The sequence below is a fragment of the Caryophanon latum genome, from assembly GCF_001700325.1.
GTDB classification, from domain to species: Bacteria; Bacillota; Bacilli; order Bacillales_A; family Planococcaceae; genus Caryophanon; species Caryophanon latum.
This window is the reverse complement of record NZ_MATO01000049.1, coordinates 19,932-40,604: the sequence shown is the minus strand read 5'-3', so window position 1 is coordinate 40,604 and position 20,673 is coordinate 19,932. Positions and strand designations below refer to the sequence as shown.

At 44.8% G+C, this 20,673-nt stretch carries 17 protein-coding genes and 1 riboswitch; of the genes, 11 read left to right on the top strand and 6 right to left on the bottom strand.

What is annotated here, in order from left to right; all coding sequences use genetic code 11:
- Window positions 1–23 precede the first annotated feature (23 nt).
- The 8 genes from hemG to A6K76_RS12240 all read left to right on the top strand — a co-directional run bounded on the left by hemG (window position 24) and on the right by A6K76_RS12240 (window position 12,310).
- Window positions 24–1,412 carry a protoporphyrinogen oxidase gene (gene hemG / locus A6K76_RS12275; protein WP_066465513.1) on the top strand — a complete coding sequence of 463 codons (1,389 nt, stop codon included), beginning with the start codon at window positions 24–26 and terminating at the stop codon, window positions 1,410–1,412.
- 85 nt (window positions 1,413–1,497) lie between these two features.
- Window positions 1,498–1,600, top strand: a riboswitch (SAM riboswitch).
- Between the two features lie 222 nt (window positions 1,601–1,822).
- Complete coding sequence (locus tag A6K76_RS12270) at window positions 1,823–3,661, top strand: bifunctional homocysteine S-methyltransferase/methylenetetrahydrofolate reductase (RefSeq protein WP_066465511.1); 1,839 nt, start codon at window positions 1,823–1,825, stop codon at window positions 3,659–3,661.
- Window positions 3,661–7,092 carry a methionine synthase gene (metH, locus tag A6K76_RS12265; RefSeq protein WP_066465510.1) on the top strand — a complete coding sequence of 1,144 codons (3,432 nt, stop codon included), beginning with the start codon at window positions 3,661–3,663 and terminating at the stop codon, window positions 7,090–7,092. Before A6K76_RS12270 ends, metH begins: the two co-directional genes overlap by 1 nt.
- Before the next feature lie 176 nt (window positions 7,093–7,268).
- A complete protein-coding gene (locus A6K76_RS12260; protein WP_066465509.1) occupies window positions 7,269–8,441 on the top strand; it encodes a M20 family metallopeptidase in 1,173 nt (390 codons plus the stop codon).
- 364 nt (window positions 8,442–8,805) lie between these two features.
- The gene (desA, locus tag A6K76_RS12255; protein WP_066465508.1) at window positions 8,806–9,846 is read left to right on the top strand and encodes a Delta(5) desaturase DesA; all 1,041 of its coding nucleotides are present in this window, start codon (window positions 8,806–8,808) and stop codon (window positions 9,844–9,846) included.
- 108 nt (window positions 9,847–9,954) lie between these two features.
- Window positions 9,955–11,088 carry a sensor histidine kinase gene (locus A6K76_RS12250; RefSeq protein ID WP_245671990.1) on the top strand — a complete coding sequence of 378 codons (1,134 nt, stop codon included), beginning with the start codon at window positions 9,955–9,957 and terminating at the stop codon, window positions 11,086–11,088.
- Between the two features lie 4 nt (window positions 11,089–11,092).
- Window positions 11,093–11,704, top strand: a complete 612-nt coding sequence (locus A6K76_RS12245; RefSeq protein WP_066465507.1) for a response regulator transcription factor — start codon at window positions 11,093–11,095, stop codon at window positions 11,702–11,704.
- Between the two features lie 57 nt (window positions 11,705–11,761).
- A complete protein-coding gene (locus A6K76_RS12240) occupies window positions 11,762–12,310 on the top strand; it encodes an STM3941 family protein (protein WP_066465506.1) in 549 nt (182 codons plus the stop codon).
- 47 nt (window positions 12,311–12,357) lie between these two features.
- Here A6K76_RS12240 and A6K76_RS12235 read toward each other — a convergent pair whose 3' ends face one another.
- The 6 genes from A6K76_RS12235 to A6K76_RS12210 form a co-directional block, all read right to left on the bottom strand.
- Complete coding sequence (locus tag A6K76_RS12235; protein WP_066465504.1) at window positions 12,358–13,329, bottom strand: proline dehydrogenase family protein; 972 nt, start codon at window positions 13,327–13,329, stop codon at window positions 12,358–12,360.
- A gap of 18 nt (window positions 13,330–13,347) precedes the next feature.
- Window positions 13,348–14,094, bottom strand: coding sequence for an ABC transporter permease (locus tag A6K76_RS12230; RefSeq protein ID WP_066465503.1), 747 nt, complete (start codon window positions 14,092–14,094; stop codon window positions 13,348–13,350).
- Entirely contained in the window at window positions 14,091–14,858 is a 768-nt protein-coding gene (locus A6K76_RS12225) for an ABC transporter ATP-binding protein (RefSeq protein ID WP_066465502.1), read from the bottom strand. Before A6K76_RS12225 ends, A6K76_RS12230 begins: the two co-directional genes overlap by 4 nt.
- Complete coding sequence (locus tag A6K76_RS12220; RefSeq protein WP_066465501.1) at window positions 14,827–15,306, bottom strand: YbaK/EbsC family protein; 480 nt, start codon at window positions 15,304–15,306, stop codon at window positions 14,827–14,829. The genes A6K76_RS12225 and A6K76_RS12220 overlap by 32 nt, the downstream gene beginning before the upstream one ends.
- Before the next feature lie 108 nt (window positions 15,307–15,414).
- Entirely contained in the window at window positions 15,415–16,713 is a 1,299-nt protein-coding gene (locus tag A6K76_RS12215) for an ammonium transporter (RefSeq protein ID WP_066465499.1), read from the bottom strand.
- 70 nt (window positions 16,714–16,783) lie between these two features.
- On the bottom strand, window positions 16,784–17,125 hold the full coding sequence (locus A6K76_RS12210; protein ID WP_066465497.1) for a P-II family nitrogen regulator: 342 nt from the start codon (window positions 17,123–17,125) through the stop codon (window positions 16,784–16,786).
- A 331-nt stretch (window positions 17,126–17,456) separates the two neighbouring features.
- Between A6K76_RS12210 and A6K76_RS12205 the strand changes: the two genes are divergently transcribed.
- The 3 genes from A6K76_RS12205 (at window position 17,457) to A6K76_RS12195 (ending at window position 20,599) form a co-directional block, all read left to right on the top strand.
- Window positions 17,457–18,923 carry a nicotinate phosphoribosyltransferase gene (locus A6K76_RS12205; RefSeq protein ID WP_066465493.1) on the top strand — a complete coding sequence of 489 codons (1,467 nt, stop codon included), beginning with the start codon at window positions 17,457–17,459 and terminating at the stop codon, window positions 18,921–18,923.
- A gap of 14 nt (window positions 18,924–18,937) precedes the next feature.
- Window positions 18,938–19,756 carry an ammonia-dependent NAD(+) synthetase gene (gene nadE, locus A6K76_RS12200; RefSeq protein ID WP_066465491.1) on the top strand — a complete coding sequence of 273 codons (819 nt, stop codon included), beginning with the start codon at window positions 18,938–18,940 and terminating at the stop codon, window positions 19,754–19,756.
- Window positions 19,757–20,284: 528 nt separating this feature from the next.
- A complete protein-coding gene (locus A6K76_RS12195) occupies window positions 20,285–20,599 on the top strand; it encodes a hypothetical protein (RefSeq protein WP_066465486.1) in 315 nt (104 codons plus the stop codon).
- The last annotated feature ends 74 nt before the right edge of the window (window positions 20,600–20,673 follow it).

Sequence of the window (20,673 nt, the reverse complement as noted above, 5' to 3'; positions counted from 1 at the left end):
AAAAACGAAAGCAGGAACGAAGGATGAAAACAATTGCGGTCGTCGGTGGAGGCATTACAGGCTTATGTGCGCTATACGAAATGGAGCGCCAAGCGAAAGCACAAAACATCGATGCACAATTTATATTAATTGAAAAAAATGACTATGTCGGTGGGAAAATTCATACGGTAACGACGGACGAATTTGCGATGGAAGTCGGGGCGGATTCAATTGTCGCTCGTCATCCGGGTGTGCTCGCGATGGTTGAGGAGCTCGGTATGGCACAGGAGCTCGTGTACAACGAAACAGGTACATCTTACATTCATACGAACGGCGAGCTGCACGGCATTCCGTTAAATTCGACGTTTGGTATTCCGATGAGCGTTGAGTCGCTTATGCAAAGTACGCTCTTAACTGAGGCAGGTAAGGAGCGCGCGTTGCAAGACGTAACGACGCCAAACACGACGTTTACGAAGGACGACTCGATCGGTCACTTTTTAACGTCTTGCTTTGGCGATGAGCTTGTAACGAAGCAAATCGCGCCGGTTCTGTCAGGGGTGTATTCAGGCAATTTATACGAGTTATCGATCGCGTCAACGATTCCGTATTTGCTCGACTATAAAAAACAATTCGGCAGCATTATAAAAGGCTTTGAGGCGAACCGCGAAAAGTTCGAAAAGGCAAACGACAAAAAATTCATTTCCTTTAAACGAGGGTTGTCGAGCTTTGCCGAACGCGTTTGCCAGTCGCTAACGAAAACAGAGGTGCTAACAAATGTGCAGCTAGAGCTACTAGAGAAAAAGGGTGAGCAGTATGCGCTTTATTTATCAAATTGCGATATTCGTTACGTCGATGAAGTAGTGTTAACGACGCCGCATGATGTGACGCGCCGCTTCTTTAACGACGACGCATTGCAGCCGTATTTCGACGGCTTCCGCAACGGCTCGGCCATTACGCTTTATTTAGGTTATGACGTGCCTGATGCGATTTTACCGGCGGATGGCACAGGCTTTATCGTGTCGCACAATAGCAGTTTACAGTGCAATGCGTGTACGTGGACGAGCCGCAAATGGAAGCATACGTCAAAGCACGAGAAGCTACTTGTGCGTTTATTTTATAAAGACGTGCACCCGCGCTATGAGGAATTTAAGGCGATGAGTGATGCCGAGCTCGTTCGCGTGGCGATGGACGATATTAAGATGAGCTTAGATGTGACGGACGAACCGACTATTTGTGAAGTGACGAAATGGATTGACCAAATGCCACGCTACGATTTAGCGCATCGTAAAACGCGTGATGCACTTGTTGATTACTTAGCTATTCATTATCCGAACGTCGTTTTAGCAGGCTGTTCATTTTACGGTGTCGGCGTCGGCGCGTGCATGCAAAATGGACGCGAAATCGCAACGCGCGTAATTTCAACAATTTCGTAATGTCGCCCGTTAAAATTGTTAACTTACTTGACGTTTAATCGTTATAACGTTATGATTCTTTTAACAATTCAATCAATTGAATAAACTCTTATCAAGAGAAGTGGAGGGACTGGCCCGTAGAAGCTTCAGCAACCAGCAGTATGCAAGGTGCTAAATCCAGCAAAACAATGCGTTTTGGCAGATAAGGCTACATGTAAATGATACGCCTTCTTTGTTTATACAAAAGAAGGCTTTTTTTATAGCTTAAAATGAGGTGTGTTGATTAGTTATTTTTATACAGCTGAATCGATAAATACAACATTTGAAGAAAGTGCTCGAGTGTAATGATAATACGCATCGAGCCAATTACTCGGTAATCAACATACGTAAAATATGACAAATGTGCGACGAAGGAAGAGAGGGTTTTATAGATGAAATTGCTTGAACGATTACAAAATGAAGTGTTAACAGCAGATGGCGCAATCGGCACGGTGCTGTATAGCTACGGCTTAGAATATTGTCACGAGGAAATGAATGTACAGCGACCAGAGCTAATTGAAAAAATTCACCGTGAATACATTGCGGCAGGTGCGGACATTATTCAAACGAACAGCTACGGGGCAAATGCGATTAAGCTTGCGCGCTACGGCTTAGAAAACGATGTTGTGAAGCTAAACACGGCGGCGATTGCACTTGCGAAAAAAGCAGCAGCTGACGGTGGACAATACGTGCTTGCGACAATTGGTGGCATTCGTGGTATTCGTAAAAGCGATGTAACACTAGACGATATTTTAGCGGTAGTGAAGGAGCAAGCAGAGGCGCTAATCGCAGGGCAACCAGACGGCATTTTACTCGAGACGTATTACGACTTTGAGGAACTAACAGAAACGGTGAAGCTCGTTCGCTCGTTAACACAATTACCAATCGTGGCGCAAGTGTCAATGCATGAGCCAGGTGTATTGCAAAACGGCTTATCGCTAAATGATGCGTTCGCGGAGCTTGAAGCACTCGGTGCAAACATTGTCGGTGTGAACTGTCGCTTAGGTCCACACCATACAATTCAAGCGTTCGAAACAGTCGAGTTACCGAAAAATGCGTTCATGTCGGCATATCCGAACGCAAGTCTTCTCGATATTGAAGAAGGGCGCGTCGTGTACGAATCAGAAATTGATTATTATGCAAAAGCAGCGGTCGAGCTACGAAATCAAGGCGTGCGTCTAATCGGCGGGTGCTGCGGTACGACACCGAAGCATATTCAAGCAGTGAAAGCAGCGTTAACAGAGCTTTCACCCGTGACGGCAAAGGACGCGAAGGAGCAGCCAGTTGTAAAAATGCGTGACGCAGAGCCGCGCGAGCAGCAGCCACTTCACGAAAAAGCAAAAACGGAGCGCTCGATTATCGTCGAGCTTGATACACCGAGACATTTAGAAATTGAAGGCTTTATGGAAGGCTCACGTCAGCTATATGCAGCAGGAGCGGACGTTGTGATGATGGCGGACAATTCGCTTGCATCCCCTCGTATTAGTAACATCGCAATGGGCGCGCTATTGAAAGAGGAAGGCATTCGTCCACTGACGCATTTAACGTGTCGCGACCGTAACTTAATCGGCTTACAATCGCATTTAATGGGCTTAAACGCACTCGGCATTCACGACATTTTAGCAGTAACGGGTGATCCGACGAAAGTAGGCGACTTCCCGGGAGCAGCAAGCGTGTACGACGTGTCGTCAATGGAATTAATTTCGCTTATTAAGCAGTTAAACGAAGGCATTTCATTCTCAGGCAAGCCGCTGCGCAAAAAGGCGAACTTCTCAGTAGCTGCGGCATTTAACCCGAACGTGCGTGTACTAGACCGCGCCGTTGCTCGTTTAGAGAAAAAAATCGAGCACGGTGCAGACTACTTCATTTCACAGCCGGTATATACGAAGGAAAAAATTGTGGAAATTTACGAGGCAACGAAGCATCTTGAAACGCCAATTTACATCGGCATCATGCCTGTAACGAGCCATAAAAGCGCACAGTTCCTACATCATGAAGTGCCAGGCATTAAATTATCAGAAGATGCGTTAGCGCGTATGGAAGCGTGCGGCGACGATAAGGAAAGAGCGACAGCAGAAGGTATTGCGATCGCAAAAGAGCTTGTCGAGGTGGCGGCACAATACTTCAACGGCATTTACTTAATTACACCATTTTTACGATACGATATGACACTAGAATTAATGAAATATATTCATCAATTAGATGAGCAAAAAAAGGGAGTACAAGCGTAATGACGAAGCATTTGATTGAACAGCAACTCGAAAAGCGCATTTTAATTTTAGACGGCGCGATGGGGACGATGTTGCAAAACGAAAACTTAACACCAGAGGACTTTGGTGGAGAAGAATTAGACGGCTGTAACGAAAATTTATTATTAACACGTCCGGACGTATTAGAAAAAATTCACCGCGAATATTTAGCAGCTGGTGCAGATATTATTTGTACGAATACGTTTGGTGGAACACCGCTCGTATTAAATGAGTACAATATCGGACATTTAGCGGATGAAATTAATACAGCAGGTGTGCGCATTGCACGTAAAGCGGTAGATGAGTTTTCAACACCGGAATGGCCGCGCTTCGTTGCCGGTGCAATCGGTCCTACGACGAAAACGTTATCGGTAACAGGTGGTATTACATTTGATGAGCTTGTAGAAAACTTCTATAAGCAAGCATATGCGTTAATCGATGCAGGTGCGGACGTCATTTTACTTGAAACGTCTCAAGATATGTTAAATGTAAAAGCAGGTACACTTGGCATTAAGCAAGCGTTTGACGAGCTAGGTAAAGAGCTACCAATCATGATTTCAGGTACGATCGAGCCAATGGGTACGACGCTTGCTGGTCAAACGATCGATGCGTTTTACGTGTCAATCGAGCACATTAAACCGTTATCAGTCGGCTTAAACTGTGCAACAGGTCCAGAATTTATGACCGACCACATTCGTTCATTATCAGAGCTTGCGACGAGCTTTGTTAGCTGTTACCCGAACGCTGGTTTACCAGACGAGGAAGGATGCTACCACGAAACGCCGGATTCGTTATCGAAAAAGCTAAGCGGCTTCGCTGAAAAAGGTTGGTTAAACATCGTTGGTGGGTGCTGTGGTACGACGCCGGCACATATCGCAGCCATTCGTGAAGCAGTAGACAAGCATGCGCCACGCAAAAAGCCAGAAAAAACACACGGTCACGCCGTATCAGGCATTGAGCCGTTATTATATGATGATTCAATGCGTCCGTTATTTATCGGGGAGCGCACAAACGTCATCGGCTCTCGTAAATTTAAAAACTTAATTATTGACGGCAAGTTTGAGGAAGCGGCAGAAATCGCCCGTGCTCAAGTAAGAAACGGTGCGCACGTTATCGATATTTGTTTAGCAAACCCAGACCGCGACGAGCTAGAAGATATGAAAAACTTCATGCAAGAAGTCGTGAAAAAAGTAAAAGTACCGCTCGTAATCGACTCAACGGACGAGCACGTAATCGAAGAATCATTAAAGTTCTCACAAGGTAAAGCAATCATTAACTCGATTAACTTAGAAGACGGCGAAGAACGCTTTGATGCGGTAATGCCACTTGTAAAAAAATACGGAGCAGCAGTTGTTGTCGGCACAATCGATGAAGTCGGCATGGGTGTTACGCGTGAGAAAAAGCTAGAAGTAGCAAAGCGCTCATATAAACTATTAACAGAGAAGTGGGGCTTAGCGCCGGAGGACATCATCTTTGACCCGTTAGTATTCCCGGTTGGTACAGGTGATGAGCAGTACATCGGTTCAGCGGAGGAAACGATCGAAGGGATTCGATTAATTAAAGAAAACTTACCAGGCGTATTAACGGTGCTTGGTGTAAGTAACGTATCGTTCGGTTTACCACCAGTAGGACGCGAAGTATTAAACGCTGTATATTTATACCACTGTACACAAGCTGGTCTTGACTACGCGATCGTCAATACAGAAAAGCTAGAGCGTTACGCATCGATTCCAGAGGCGGAAGTAAAGCTTGCGAACGATTTAATTTTCAACACGAACGACGAAACGTTAGCTGTATTCACAGCATTTTATCGCGATAAAAAGAAAGAAAAAACAGAGGATGACATTCCAAAAACAGTGCCTGAGCGCCTAGCGTACTACATTTTAGAAGGTACGAAAGAAGGATTAATTCCAGACTTAGACGCAGCGCTTGAAATTTACGGCACGCCACTAGAAGTAATTAACGGACCTTTAATGGCGGGCATGGCGGAAGTTGGTCGTCTATTTAATGAAAACCAATTAATCGTTGCGGAAGTATTGCAATCAGCAGGTGTTATGAAAGCGGCCGTTGCGCATTTAGAACGCTTTATGGCAAAGGACGAGGAGTCAGCTGGTAAAGGCAAAATGGTGCTTGCGACCGTTAAAGGTGACGTGCATGACATCGGTAAAAACTTAGTTGATATCATTATGAGCAACAACGGTTACCGCGTTGTCGATTTAGGTATTAAAGTAACACCGACGACATTAATCGAGGCTATCCGTAAAGAAAAGCCAGACATTATCGGCTTATCGGGCTTACTTGTAAAATCAGCACAGCAAATGGTTATTACAGCGCAAGACTTTAAAGATGCTGGAATTGATGTGCCAATTATCGTCGGTGGCGCTGCATTATCTCGCCGCTTCACTGAGACGAAAATTGCACCGAACTACGACGGTCCAGTAATGTACGCAAAAGATGCGATGGCAGGCTTAGAAACGATCAACCGTCTCGTAAACCCTGAAACGCGCCCGGCATTACTTCAAGAGCTGGAGGAAGCACAAGTAAAGCGTGCAGAATCAGATGCGCGCCGTGCTGAAAAAGCGCCAGTCGAAGTAACGGAAAAGCCAGTGCGTACAATTGGTGATGCACCAGTGTTCGTACCGAAAGATTTAAAACGTCACGTCACGCGCGAATATTCAGTGGCGCATTTACAGCCGTACGTGAACATGCGCACATTAATCGGGCATCATTTAGGCTTAAAAGGTAACTTAGAGGAGCTGTTAAAAGCAAACGATGAGCGTGCCGTACAATTAACAGAGCTGACGACAGGCTTTTTAAAATCAGATTTATTAAAGCCATCAAGTATTTACCGCTTCTTCCCTGCACAAGCAGACGGAGACGATGTTGTCATTTATGACCCGGAAAAGCCAGGCGTTGAAATCGAGCGCTTCACGTTCCCACGCCAGCAAAAAGCACCGTTTTTATGCTTAGCAGACTTCCTACGTACAGTCGAAAGCGGCGAAATGGATTATGTAGCATTAATGGTCGTAACAGCTGGTCAAGGTGTACGCGCAGAAGCAAACCGCCTAAAAGACGAAGGGAAATTCCTAGAAAGCCACGCCGTACAAGCGACAGCACTTGAGCTTGCGGAAGGATTTGCGGAGCGTCTTCACCAAGAAATTCGCGACCAGTGGGGCTTCCCAGACGCAACGGACTTCACGATGCGTGACCGTTTTGCGGCGAAATACCAAGGTCAACGCTTCTCATTCGGTTACCCAGCGTGCCCGAACTTAGAGGATCAAGCGAAATTATTTAAGCTTATTCAACCAGAAGATATCGGCGTTAATTTAACGGAAGGCTTCATGATGGAGCCAGAAGCAAGTGTAACGGCAATCGTGTTTGCACATCCAGATGCGCGTTACTTCAACGTATAAAAGAAGACGAGGGCGTGGTAAAAGTCATCTTTGGCTTTTATCACGCCTTTTACTGTTTCTATATAAGGACTTTTCGAAGTTTGTAAAAGTGGGAATAGTATTTTACAATGCACTATAAAAGTTGGAATTTTTAGATAACTAAATTAACTACGTAAGCACTATAGGGAGCGATTTTTATGTTAAAGGAAGCCATTTACGCAAGGGAGCAGGAAATGCTTCAGCTGTTAGAGAGATTAGTGAATCAAGACTCAGGAAGCAAGTACAAAAAAGGCGTCGATGCAATCGGACATATGCTGCGTCAAAAATACGAGAAGCTCGGCTTTATCGTTGACGTTGCGACGGAGGATGTCGTCGGCAATCATTTAATTATTCGCCATAAAGAAACGGTGCGACCAGGCATCGTCATTGTCGCGCATATGGACACGGTATTTCCAGAAGGCACAGCGAAGGAGCGACCGTTTACGATTAAAGGATCACGTGCTTACGGTCCAGGCGTTATCGATATGAAGGCAAGCCAAGTTGCACTGCTAACCGCGTTATCAGCGCTCGTTGAAATGGGTGATGAAAAAAGTTACAGCAACGTGCACATCGTATTAAATAGCGATGAGGAAATTGGTTCGCACAAATCAAAAATCGTCATTGAAAACGTCGCGCTCGGCAAAGATTACGCCCTCATTATGGAGCCTGCACGAGCAAATGGAGCGCTCGTTTCAGCACGTCGCGGTGGCGGTACGTATACGTTGCGTGTGTACGGCAAGGCAGCACATTCAGGTATCGCACCTGAGGAAGGGATTAGTGCGATTGAGGAAATTTGCTACAAAATTATTGAGCTACAAAAGTTAAATGGAATCGAAGAAGGCGTAAATGTAAACGTAGGACTCATTAGTGGTGGCGAAGCATCAAACGTCGTATCACCGTACGCCGAAGCAACGATCGATGTGCGAATTACTGAGCCGCATCAAGGTACATTAATTGATAAAGCAGTGCGCAAAGTGTGTGCAAAGCCGCATATTGAAGGAACGAACATCGAGCTTGTCGGTGGCATTAATCGTTATCCGGTTATTAAAAACGACAAGACGGAAAGTTTATTGGCGCACATTCGTGAAGCAGGTAAGGAAATTGGCTTAGCAATTGAGGATGTCGCAACAGGTGGCGGCTCGGACGCATCGTTTACATCGAGTGTACACGTTGCAACGATCGACGGCTTAGGTCCAGTAGGTGGTGGTGCGCATAGCATCGATGAATATTTAGACATTCCGACATTGACAGAGCGCACGTACTTGCTCGCGAAGGTCATTCAGCGCTTAAGCAACAAGCCAGCGATGACACCGGTAAATTATACTATTTAGTTTAGAGGTAGTGTAGAAAGCGAATTGTGTAAAACGAGCTTAAGACGAAATGAGGCGTTATCGGAGAAATTTATTGTCCGATAACGCTTTTTTTTGCTGCTTCGTTAACAGTTGCTTGAAACAACAGGTGAACGCCAGTTAGGATAGCTTGAACAAACATCTGTTGACCTCGGTGGAAAGCGTGCCTCGACGTGACAAGAAACGATAGCAACAATTGCTTTCACATCCATTAAAAAAGTCTAGTGACAAATGTCATGTGAAATGTATGCATTTGTCATGCGCACAATATGATAAATATGGCTACAGTGTATGACGAATTGCTATTATGATAAGGTCATAAGAAAAAATAAGGGGGTTTTGGGCGATGACAACAGTATCAACACATGCGGAAAAGACGAAGCAACTGCGTAAAGGCGTTGCACCGTATGCAAAGTCAGACACTCGAAAAAGCGTGCTACAACTTTTTAATACGGTACTACCATTACTAGCAATTTGGATTGCGGGTTATGCATTTTATAATGTATCTCCGTGGATTTCGGTTGTAAGTGCAGTGCTAGCCGCGGGATTTGTCGTACGAACATTCATCATTTTTCATGATTGCACACACGGTTCATTTTTCAAAAACAAAAAAGCAAATGATTATGTAGGTTTAATTACAGGTGTATTAACATCATTCCCATATGCAAAATGGAAGCGTGAGCATACGATTCACCACGCAACGAGCTCAAACTTAGATAAGCGCGGTATTGGCGATATTAACATGTTAACGGTTGAAGAATATGCAGAGGCAACACCGATGCGTCGTTTAACGTACCGTCTATATCGTAACCCGTTCGTTATGTTTGGCTTAGGACCACTATTTTTAGTGTTAGTAGCAAACCGCATTAACCGCTCAGACGCGAAGCCGAAAGAGCGCATGAACACATATATTACAAACATTTTAGTATTCGGAATTTTAATCGCTGTCGGTTTAACAATTGGTTGGATGCCATTACTACTTGTACATGGTGTGACAATGTTTATCGCAGGTGCATTAGGCATTTGGTTATTCTACATTCAACATACGTACGAAGATTCATACTTTGAAGAAGAGTCAGAGTGGGATTACGTAAAAGCGGCTGTTGAAGGAAGCTCGTACTACCAATTACCAAAAGTGTTACAGTGGATTACAGGCAACATCGGTTACCACCACGTGCATCACTTAGCGCCACGTGTGCCAAACTACAACTTAGAAAAAGCACACGAAGCAAACCCACCACTTCAGCAAGCAACGACGATTACGTTAAAAACGAGCTTAGAGTCATTACGCTACAAGCTATATGACCCAGAGCGTATGCGTTTCGTAACGTTCAAAGATGCGGAAGAAATTATTAAAGAGCGAAGCAATTCAGCGCGATTATCGTAAACAACAAGTAGGCTGTCCCGAATGTGGAGAGCCTATTTTTTTTACAAGTATTTTCAAGACGCTGAGCCGACGAAGTAGTCATTTTTCGGTATAATAAGAGGAAAAACAATGAAAGAGGCTATTATGCAACATATTTCGACTAAAAGCCCGTGGATCAGTATTTACGTATGGGCAGCTTTTTGTGTTTTGCCATTTTTCTTCATTTTCCGCTCACAATCGTGGGTAGAAATTTCGATTGGCATTTCATTTATTTTACTATACTTTTTATTTTATCGATTAGCGATACGAGCGCGACCGGGGCTTGTGTACATGTGGATAAGTTTTGAAATGCTTATTAACATTGCGATGACGCTCATGTTTGGTTACGTCTACTTGGCGCTATTTACGGCGTATTACATCGGCAACATTAAGCATACGGTCGGCTTTTACATTATGTATGGCTTGCATATTGGCTTTACAGTAATTGCAATTGTCGGCGGCTTCTTTATAGATATTGAATTATTTTTAAATCAATTGCCGTTTGTTGTGCTATCGGTCATCGGCGTCGTGCTATTGCCGTTTACACTATACAACCGCAACAAGCGTGAAAATTTACAAGGCGAGCTAACGACGGCGCGCAATAAAATTTCTGAGCTCATCGTTATCGAGGAGCGCCAACGTATTTCGCGTGACTTGCACGATACGCTCGGGCAAAAATTATCGATGATTGGCTTAAAAAGTGATTTAGCGGCACGTCTCGTTGAAAAAGATCCGAAAAAGGCCATTGAGGAAATTAAAGAAATTCGACAAACGGCAAGCATCGCGTTAAAGGAAGTGCGCGAACTCGTAGCCGATATGCGCGTAGTGAAGCTGCAGGACGAGCTTATTCGTATTCGTCAAATGCTTGACGCCGCAGAAATTGAGCTCATGCTTGATGCAGATTTTGAAAACGTGCAAGCGTCCTTGTTTGTGGAAAGTGTATTGAGCATGTGTATGAAAGAGGCTGTAAACAACATCGTCAAACATAGCGACGCGACGATGTGCCACATTACGTATCATGAAACGAGTGATGAAATTATTTTGCGCATTCAAGATAACGGTAACGGCTTCATACAAGAAGAAGTCGGCATCGGAGGAAGCGGCTTAAAGGGCATGCGCGAGCGCTTAGAATTTATTAATGGCACGCTGCAATTTACAAATCAACAAGGCACAATTATTCACATTCGAATTCCAGTTGCCATTACTCGTCAAAAAAGGAAGTGACCATATGATTAAAATCGTTATCGCAGAAGATCAAGGGATGTTACTCGGTGCGTTAAAATCGTTGCTTAGTATGGAAGATGACATGGAAGTTGTTGGCTTAGCGAAAAACGGGGAAGAAGCACTTGCCCTCGTTGCGGAGCATCAGCCAGACATTTGCATTATGGATATTGAAATGCCAATTAAAACCGGCTTAGATGCAGCAGAGGCGCTGTATAGTGAAAAGAACCCGTGCAAAGTCATTATTTTAACGACGTTTGCGCGACCAGGATATTTTGAGCGTGCACGTAAAGCGGGTGTACGTGGTTACTTATTGAAAGATAGTCCGATTGAGGAGCTTGTGAATTCAATCCGTATTATTATGGACGGTCGCCGTATTTACGCACCGGAGCTTGTCGACTTCGTATATGAGGACGATAGCGAAAATCCGCTAACTGAGCGTGAGAGCCAAGTGTTGGAGTTGGTGGCTGAGGGAAAGTCGACAAAGGAAATAGCAGCCGAGCTGTATTTATCCGCCGGTACTGTTCGCAACTATATTTCCACTATTTTAGAAAAGCTCAACGTCGGCAATCGTATTGAAGCGATTGCGCGCTTTAAAGAAAAAGGCTGGAATAAATAAACGCGACTATAACATTTTGCGTGTTACTCCGTTATACTACTAATGGAGGTGATCAATATGACAGTTATTGAACAAATTGAACGCGATAAAAAGCGCCCGATTATGATGTTTTCGCTATCGGCTGTAATGGTCGCCATGAGCATTATGTCGATTGTCGTTGGCTTGCAAGTACAAGCGACGTTAAACATCGTCTTCGGTGTCATCGGGATTGCATTTTTCGCCGGTATGTTAATTGTGTTTGGCAAAGATTTCATGACGAACACGCCGTACTTACGTGTAACAGATGAGGATTTTTCATACGATAAAAAGACGTTTTCATGGCATGAGGTGCGCGAGGTGAAAATTGCGGACTTTGGTAAAGGGAAAGTCATTTTAGTGAATTTACATAATCCACAATCGTACTGGGATTCGTTATCAAAAATCCATCGTAAAATGGCAGAAATGAACGCACAAAACGGTGGGCACGTTCAAATTAACTTAACGAAATCGACAAACGTTGACCCGCAGCAAGTGCTAGCGCAAATGCAACAAGCACATCGTCAAGCGACGGGTATTAAACTGCAACAAGAAGGTACGAAACGTCGCATTCGCGCGTCATTTAAGTAAACGAAAAAGCTGCTGTGAGTTCGCCTCATAGCAGCTTTTTTTATTCGTTATTTTCTTTTCGTTAAGCGACCGAGAATGAACGCACTAGCGGCAATCGCAAGCGCCGTGTTCGTCTTTTTCGTAAATAGTTGCTTCGTCACGAGCGACATATTTTTTGGACGTTCCGCTAAACGACGCATGTAATAGCCGTACCAATCTTCACCGAATGGCACGTACGCACAAACGTTGTAGCCTTCGCGTGCGAGATGCTGCTGCAATTCTTTTCGGAAGCCGTACAGCATTTGGAACTCGAACTTGTTTGTCGGAATGCTGTGCTCTGCAACGAAGCGCTTCACATGGTCGATAATGTTGTCATCATGCGTTGCAATCGATGTAAATGTACCGTGCAATAAATGGAATTCGATGAGCTCAACGTATTGGATATCAATATGAAGCGGTTCTTTTAATACAGCCGATTCGTTCTCGTTATATGCTCCTTTAACGATGCGAATGCGCGACGATTGGAAGCGCTCGGCAATTTTCGGTGCATCGTGTAAATACGCTTGCACGACTGTTCCGACGTTATCGAATACTTTTTGTAGCTCCTCGACAATATCGAGCGTAATGGCGAGCGTGTTTTCATTTTCTGCATCGATTGTAACGAAAACGTTTTGCGTAGCAGCATGCTCTACGATGTCGCGCACGTTGTCATAGCAAAAATCAACGTCTAACAGTAAGCCGAGCTGCGTAAGCTTTACCGAAATGTGCGCCTGTGCGTTTGCTTCGACAATATGATCAATGACCGCACAAATCGCATCTTTTGCTTCGACTGCTTGTTGCTCATCCGTTACAAACTCCCCTAAATAGTTGAGCGTCGCGTCGATGTGCTGGACGTTTAACGCCTGTACGCGCTCGATTGCTTCTGAAATGTTCGTGCCGCCGACGATGTGCTGTGCGCCGAGCTGCAAACCATATTTTTGTGCCGCTGCTTGAAGCTGTGGCTGCGTTGCGAGTGTTGAAAATGTTTTACGTAAAACCATAAATAAACCCCCAAAAAGTTAAATGTGTAATTGCATACGTTCATTGAATAATGTGCGGTAGCTTGTAAAGCCGACAATTGTACTTGAAACGGCAGCGCATGTAAGGAGTGCAAAAATAATGAGCAGCTGAAATTGCACCGCTTGTATCGGATCAGCCCCACCGATAATTTGTCCGCTCATCATGCCGGGAAGCTGCACGAGCCCAATCGTTTTTTGGCTTTCAATTGTCGGAATCATGCTCGCTTTCACAGCATCGATTAACTGGCGATGAATTGCCTGCTTCGGTGTGCCGCCGAGCGATAAAATGAGCTCTACTTCATCTGTGCGCGCATCGATTTCTGCTTTGAAGCGATTTAAAAACAATACGGAAATGACCATCGCATTGCCAATCATCATGCCGCTAATTGGAATGATATATTGCGGTGTTGCTGGGACGATTTGAAAGCCGAGCAGCACAGATTGCGTAATGACTTCGACTGTGATGAGGGCGAGTGCAATTTTCCATGTAATGCCGCGAATCCATCGCCCTTTTTTGCGTGCATTCAGCGTTGCAACGACGATCATGAGCGTAATCATGAGCACGATGAAAACCGCGCTTTTTGCCTCGAAGACGAACGACAAAATGTAGCCGACTGCAAGCAGTTGAATCGTCGAGCGAACGGTGGCGATGAATATATCGTTCTCTAAGCCGAGCTTTAACGTTTTCGATAGTGCAAACGGAATGAATACGAAAATGAGCGTAAGTGATAGCGCTGTATACGTCATTGTGCATCACCTCGCACGAACGCTTGCACTGCTTCGTTAGTCGACTCGGTTAGCAGCGAAGACGGACCTGCTTCAATGAGCCGTCCATCCATCATTATCCACGTATCATGCCCGATGCTCAATGCTTGCTGTAAGTTGTGTGTAATCCAAACGATCGTCGTGTCGTATGTGTCGTTAATATGCTGAATGAGCGCTTCGATTTCACGACAAGCAGTGCGGTCGAGCGCCGACGTAATTTCATCGAGCAATAAAATAGGCGAGCGGTTGACGAGCGTGCGCGCAATCGATACGCGCTGTCGCTGTCCACCTGATAAATCGCGCGCTTGCTGCATTAATAAGTTATGCGGCAAATGCACATCGTCTAAAAAGTGATATGCTTGCTCTTTTGTCAACGTTTCGCCGCGCAGCTGTTTCGGTAAGCATAAGTTGTCGTAAACTGTGCCGTCAATCATCGGTGCTGCTTGTAATGCGATGCCGACATAGCGTCGTAGCTCAGTCGGCTCGATGCTTGAAATCGGGCGCTGCGCAATCGATACAGTGCCAGTCGTTGCGCTATATAAGCCGTTACAAAGCTTCAGTAGCGTCGTTTTGCCCGCACCAGAAGGACCGACGAGTGTCGTAATACGTCCTTTCTCGATTGTGCCTGTCATATCGCGTAGCAGCTCGCGTTCATCAATAATGTATGAAACGTTTTGAAACGTAATCGCAGAAATAGCAATCACTCCTTCATTGTCAAAGTGTTGTGTTCCAATCTTTACATACATCGACGTAGCGCACTGCCTTCGCATGCATAAATAGTTCCTCAGGCGTTAGCTCAATGGCAGAGTTGCGGCTGCCACAAGCAGGGAACACGGTGTCAAAGCGCTGCAACGAAATGTCGATATATACAGCCATGTCTGTCGCAAGCCCGAACGGACAAACGCCGCCGACAGGATGCCCTGTTAACGCGACGACCGTTTCGGCATCGAGCATGCGCGGCTTCAGTTGAAATTCTGCTTTAAATTTCGGATTGTCGATTTTCGCATCGCCTGCTGCTACGAGTAAAATGGCGTCGTCGCCTGATTTAAATGATAACGTTTTCGCAATGCGCGCTGGAATAACTTGAAGTGCAGCCGCAGCTTCGTCAACTGTTGCGCTGCTGCTTTCTAGTTGCAGCACGTCCTGTTCTTTGTTCACCGAGCGGAAATAATCGAGTACGCTTTGTAATGACATACAAAAACCCCTTTTCGTAAAATATGTACAGCTAAAATGATACACGTCTTTTTCGCTCTGTACAAATATACGAAAAAAGCCGAGCGCATATTTACGCCCGGCTTCATTTTATGCTTTTCGTAATTCAGAATTAGAAGTTTGCTGATTACCAAGTGTCGTTAAACGCTCCGCAAACGAACCGCTGCGCTGTACCCCTTTAAATGAATCTTGGAACTCGTATGCATTTGCACCGTGTTCGATTGTATCAAGACCTGCAATTTCTTCTTCTCGTGGTACACGTAAAGGAATGAATAGTTTAATGATCGATAAGCTGATGAATATCGCAATGCTCGTCCATGCGATGACTGCGACAATGCCGATTGCTTGTACGGCAAGTAACGTTGCACTGCCGCTGTAAAATAAACCGTTTGCTTTGTCGAGTAAGCCAACTGCGAGCGTTCCCCAAATACCGCAGAAACCGTGAACTGTTACGGCACCAACTGGATCATCAATACGTAATTTTGAATCGATGAAGCGGACACCTTCTACTAAAATTGGAGCAGCAATCGTACCAGCAACTAATGCACCGATCATGCTCAAGTTTGCAGCACCGGCTGTAATCGATACTAAGCCAGCAAGCGCACCGTTTAGTGTAAGTGAGCCATCCATGTAGCCGTAGCGGAATTTCGTGTACATCGCCGTCATAAACACACCAGCAGAAGCAGCTAAAAACGTATTTGCAATAACCCCTGGCACAGAAGCAGGATCAGCAGCTAACGTTGAAGCGCCGTTGAAGCCGAACCAGCCTAACCAAAGAATGAATACCCCAAGTGCGCCAAGTGGAATCGAGTGACCTGGAATAACGTTGACGCGTCTACCTGTATACTTACCGATACGCGGTCCGATCATCGCAGCTGCGACGAATGCAGCGACCGCACCTGTTAAATGCACAACTGTTGAGCCTGCAAAGTCGATAAAGCCAAGAGACGTTAACCAGCCATCACCTTGCCATACCCAGTGACCGACGATCGGATAAATGAATAGCGTCATCACAATGACCATCGCGATGTAGGCGAAAATGTTCGTACGTTCTGCCACTGCCCCTGAAATAATTGTCGCGCACGTTGCTACGAACATCGCTTGGAACACGAAAAACGCAATGTCTTCAACTCCTCGTAACGCAAATCCCGAAAATCCAATCATGCCGTTCACTGAATCACCGAACATAATCGCATAGCCTGCGAAGAAGTACACAATCCCGCCGAGTGAAATGGTGATGAAGTTTTTCATTAAAATGTTCACGGCATTTTTCGAGCGCGTAAACCCTGCTTCAACCATTGCGAATCCTGTATGCATGAAAAATACTAAAAATGCGCCAAGCATAACCCAAACTAAGTTAATGGATAATTCCAAAGCTTCTACTGTCATTGTAATTCCCCCTTGTTTTTGTTGATCGTGTTGCGTGAATCGTCGTTTGCCGTTAACAACTCAATTTGTATTATTCAATCGCGATCGCGCCGACTTCCTTCGTGCGAATACGAATCGCCTGCTCGACTGGATAAATGAAAATTTTACCGTCACCTACATCACCTGTTGACGCATCACGTAGCAGCACATCGATAATCGGCTGCACTTGCGAATTTTCGACAACCATTTCGAGCTTCAGCTTCGATAAAAACTCCATTTCATACGTGTTGCCGCGGAAAATACCTGTACGACCTCGTTGACGACCACACCCTGCGATTTCAGTTACACTTAAGCCGCCAATACCCGCAATCGCTAACCCTTCACGTACTTTTGCAAACACCTCTGGACGAATAATTGCCTCGATCTTTTTCATAACGCTCACCCCTTCAAATAAATGTATGTTAAGATAATTAACATAATAAACTGAAAAATTAGAAAAAACAATAGCTTGGCGAAAATTTATGTCAGGAAAACTAACATGAAGTGCTCGTTACATACGTGGAACCGCGTTAAATCAACGTTTTTATATTGTGAGGAAATGTAACATTATTTAAATAGGCGAGTCATCATGATAGACGATTCGGAGGAAAGTGTGCGTTCATACGAAGTCGACCTCCTACCTTGCGACTCGGAATAACATGACAGAAAAATAACAAACTAGTGTATAATATGACGTATTACGAAGTGGAAGAAGGATGATCCTTATGAAAACAGTGAAATTTGCAGACGATAGCTTAACGTTACACACTGATTTATATCAAATTAACATGGCAGAGTCTTATTGGGCAGATAGTATTCATAATCGAAAAGCTGTATTCGAATTATATTTTCGCAAGCTGCCATTTGGGAATGGCTATGCTGTATTTGCAGGGTTAGAACGAATGCTGGATTATTTGCGTGACTTCAAATTTAGCGAGTCGGACATGGCGTATTTACGCGAGCTTGGCTATGAGGAAGATTTTTTAAGCTACTTACAAACAGTGCGCTTTACAGGGACGGTGCACTCAATGGTAGAAGGTGAGCTTGTATTTGCGAACGAGCCAATCGTACGTGTCGAAGCGCCGCTAGTTGAAGCGCAATTAATCGAAACGGCCATTTTAAACATCGTGAACTTTCAAACGCTCATCGCAACGAAGGCAAGCCGCATTAAGCAAGTAGCGCAGCACGAAGTTTGCATGGAGTTTGGCACACGTCGCGCACAAGAGATGGATGCAGCAATTTGGGGTGCACGCGCAGCAGTAATCGGCGGCTTCGATTCAACGAGCAACGTCCGCGCAGGTAAGCTGTTTAATATTCCAGTTGCTGGCACGCACGCACATGCACTCGTACAGGCGTATAAAAGTGATTACGATGCGTTTCATTCGTATGCGAAACGCCACCGTGACTGCGTATTTTTAGTCGATACATACAATACGTTAAAGTCGGGTGTGCCAACTGCAATTAAAGTAGCAAAAGAGCTTGGCGACAAAATTAATTTCATCGGCATTCGTTTAGATAGCGGCGACATTGCATTTTTATCGAAGGAAGCGCGCAAAATGCTAGACGAGGCAGGCTTCACGAACGCAAAAATTATCGTCTCAAACGATTTAGACGAATATACGATTTTAAACTTAAAGGCACAAGGCGCGCGCGTTGACATGTGGGGCATTGGCACGAAGCTTATTACCGCATACGACCAGCCAGCACTCGGCGCCGTGTACAAAATGGTATCGATCGAAAATGACAACGGTGACATGGAAGATACGATTAAAATTTCAGGCAACGCTGAAAAAGTGTCGACACCAGGCTTAAAAAACGTCTACCGCATTATCGATCGCGTTACAGGCAAATCAGAAGGCGACTACATTACGATGTCAGACGAAAATCCACAGGCAGAGGCGAGCTTAAAAATGTTCCATCCTGTGCATACATTCATCTCAAAACACGTTGAAAATTTCGAAGCGAAAAATTTACACGTGAAAGTGATTGATTGCGGTGAAATTGCATATGACAATCCGCCGTTACTGCATATGCAAAAATATGCGCACGACAATTTATCGCTTCTTTGGGACGAGTACAAGCGTTCGTTAAACCCAGAGGAATACCCAGTCGATTTAAGTCAAAAATGCTGGGACAACAAAATGCGTAATATCGAAGAGGCGCGCGCGAAAGTGGAGCGTTTAGAACAATAAAAGGGGGCAGCTTTATGCAACGACAAATTATTGAAGCATTACGAGTGAAGCCGACAATTGATGTTCAACAAGAAATTCGCACGACGATTGATTTTTTGAAGGAATACGCCAAAAAGCACCCGTTTGTCAAAGGATTTGTGCTCGGCATTTCAGGTGGGCAAGATTCAACGCTTACAGGAAAACTTGCACAAATGGCGGTCGATGAGTTAAACGACGAAGCAGGCGAGCACGTATACAGCTTTTTTGCGGTGCGTTTGCCGTACGGGACGCAGTTTGATGAGCAAGATTGTCAAGATGCGCTCGATTTCATTCAGCCGACGCAAATTTACACAGTGAACATTAAAGACGCGGTCGACGCATCGGTGAAAAATTTAACGGAAGCGGGCATTACGTTAAGCGACTTTGCAAAAGGGAACGAAAAAGCACGCGAGCGAATGAAAGTACAATATTCGATTGCGGCGATGCATAGTGCAGTCGTACTTGGCACAGATCATGCAGCAGAAGCGATCACGGGCTTTTATACGAAATACGGTGATGGCGGCGCAGACTTAATGCCTATTTTTCGTTTAAATAAGCGTCAAGGAAAACAAATTTTAGCGGCGCTTGACTGTCCACCGCATCTTTATTTAAAAGTGCCGACTGCGGATTTAGAAGAAGACCGCCCCGCATTGCCAGATGAAGTGGCACTCGGCGTAACGTACGACGACATCGACGACTATTTAGAAGGCAAAGACGTCGCGCGAGCAGCACGTGAAGCGATCGAACGTTATTACGCGCGTTCGGAGCATAAACGTCATATGCCAATTACCGTGTTCGACGATTTTTGGAAGTAAAGTTGCACAATATTGGAAATAATACAACGTGATGTCACACGAATGACATAGCTAACAACTGAATGAATTAGTTAATAAGTAGCGCTAATATAAAAAATATTAGTGCTACTTATTTATTTTTTACGTAATAAGTCGATGATACTAGTATAAAAAGACCTATAAAAGTATTAAACACTACCGATATAGTGAATATAGTGTGAAAAAACATCGATTCATATATAATGCAAACGACATTTTTCGATAATATGGAGCAGCAAAACAGCAAGTGTGTTGATTAGCCTTTTTTATACGATGAAATCCATCGTTTTAGCATTAAATATAGAAGTAATGCGACATGTTAGTGGCAGGAAGCGTGCGGCGAGACTCCTTGGGGAAAAGCTCGTGCCTCAAGACCCCGTAAAGCGCGACGTAGGAGCGGTGCGGAGGCTTGAGCCGAGCCCCAGGAACGCGAGCCGCAGTACGCTTCTGCCTGTTCACTGGCTAATCAACACGCTTGTATTTGGAATTAAAATGAAAGGAGGGACGGCAATGCGCACGTCATCAGTTGGACCAGCACGAGATACGACATTCCGAGGACAATCAAAACGAGCAGTAGTTGCTTCAGAAGGTACGTTTCAACAAAGTAGTAGTATGTTGCAGCAGCAGCCTCAAAAGAAAAAGCAAACGACGAAGAAAAAAAGAACGGAACAGCCACGCGCGACGAAAAAGCAAAAAATATTACCAAATATTCATACCGATCCAAATGCAGCACTTTTACAGGCACAACTGCATGCAGCATCTTCAAAACTATTGACGATGAGCAAGCATCGACGCGCCATTCATGGATACGAAACGTCGATTTAGCCGTCCGTTCACGAAACGAATATGGATTTTTGCGTCGCATATGATGTGCGACGCTATTTGAATTGGTTGTATTC

Coding starts and splice junctions, on each gene's coding strand:
- hemG (WP_066465513.1), top strand. CDS start 24: ATGAAAACAATTGCGGTCGTCGGTGGAGGCATTACAGGCTTATGTGCG.
- A6K76_RS12270 (WP_066465511.1), top strand. CDS start 1,823: ATGAAATTGCTTGAACGATTACAAAATGAAGTGTTAACAGCAGATGGC.
- metH (WP_066465510.1), top strand. CDS start 3,661: ATGACGAAGCATTTGATTGAACAGCAACTCGAAAAGCGCATTTTAATT.
- A6K76_RS12260 (WP_066465509.1), top strand. CDS start 7,269: ATGTTAAAGGAAGCCATTTACGCAAGGGAGCAGGAAATGCTTCAGCTG.
- desA (WP_066465508.1), top strand. CDS start 8,806: ATGACAACAGTATCAACACATGCGGAAAAGACGAAGCAACTGCGTAAA.
- A6K76_RS12250 (WP_245671990.1), top strand. CDS start 9,955: ATGAAAGAGGCTATTATGCAACATATTTCGACTAAAAGCCCGTGGATC.
- A6K76_RS12245 (WP_066465507.1), top strand. CDS start 11,093: ATGATTAAAATCGTTATCGCAGAAGATCAAGGGATGTTACTCGGTGCG.
- A6K76_RS12240 (WP_066465506.1), top strand. CDS start 11,762: ATGACAGTTATTGAACAAATTGAACGCGATAAAAAGCGCCCGATTATG.
- A6K76_RS12235 (WP_066465504.1), bottom strand. CDS start 13,329: ATGGTTTTACGTAAAACATTTTCAACACTCGCAACGCAGCCACAGCTT.
- A6K76_RS12230 (WP_066465503.1), bottom strand. CDS start 14,094: ATGACGTATACAGCGCTATCACTTACGCTCATTTTCGTATTCATTCCG.
- A6K76_RS12225 (WP_066465502.1), bottom strand. CDS start 14,858: ATGTATGTAAAGATTGGAACACAACACTTTGACAATGAAGGAGTGATT.
- A6K76_RS12220 (WP_066465501.1), bottom strand. CDS start 15,306: ATGTCATTACAAAGCGTACTCGATTATTTCCGCTCGGTGAACAAAGAA.
- A6K76_RS12215 (WP_066465499.1), bottom strand. CDS start 16,713: ATGACAGTAGAAGCTTTGGAATTATCCATTAACTTAGTTTGGGTTATG.
- A6K76_RS12210 (WP_066465497.1), bottom strand. CDS start 17,125: ATGAAAAAGATCGAGGCAATTATTCGTCCAGAGGTGTTTGCAAAAGTA.
- A6K76_RS12205 (WP_066465493.1), top strand. CDS start 17,457: ATGAAAACAGTGAAATTTGCAGACGATAGCTTAACGTTACACACTGAT.
- nadE (WP_066465491.1), top strand. CDS start 18,938: ATGCAACGACAAATTATTGAAGCATTACGAGTGAAGCCGACAATTGAT.
- A6K76_RS12195 (WP_066465486.1), top strand. CDS start 20,285: ATGCGCACGTCATCAGTTGGACCAGCACGAGATACGACATTCCGAGGA.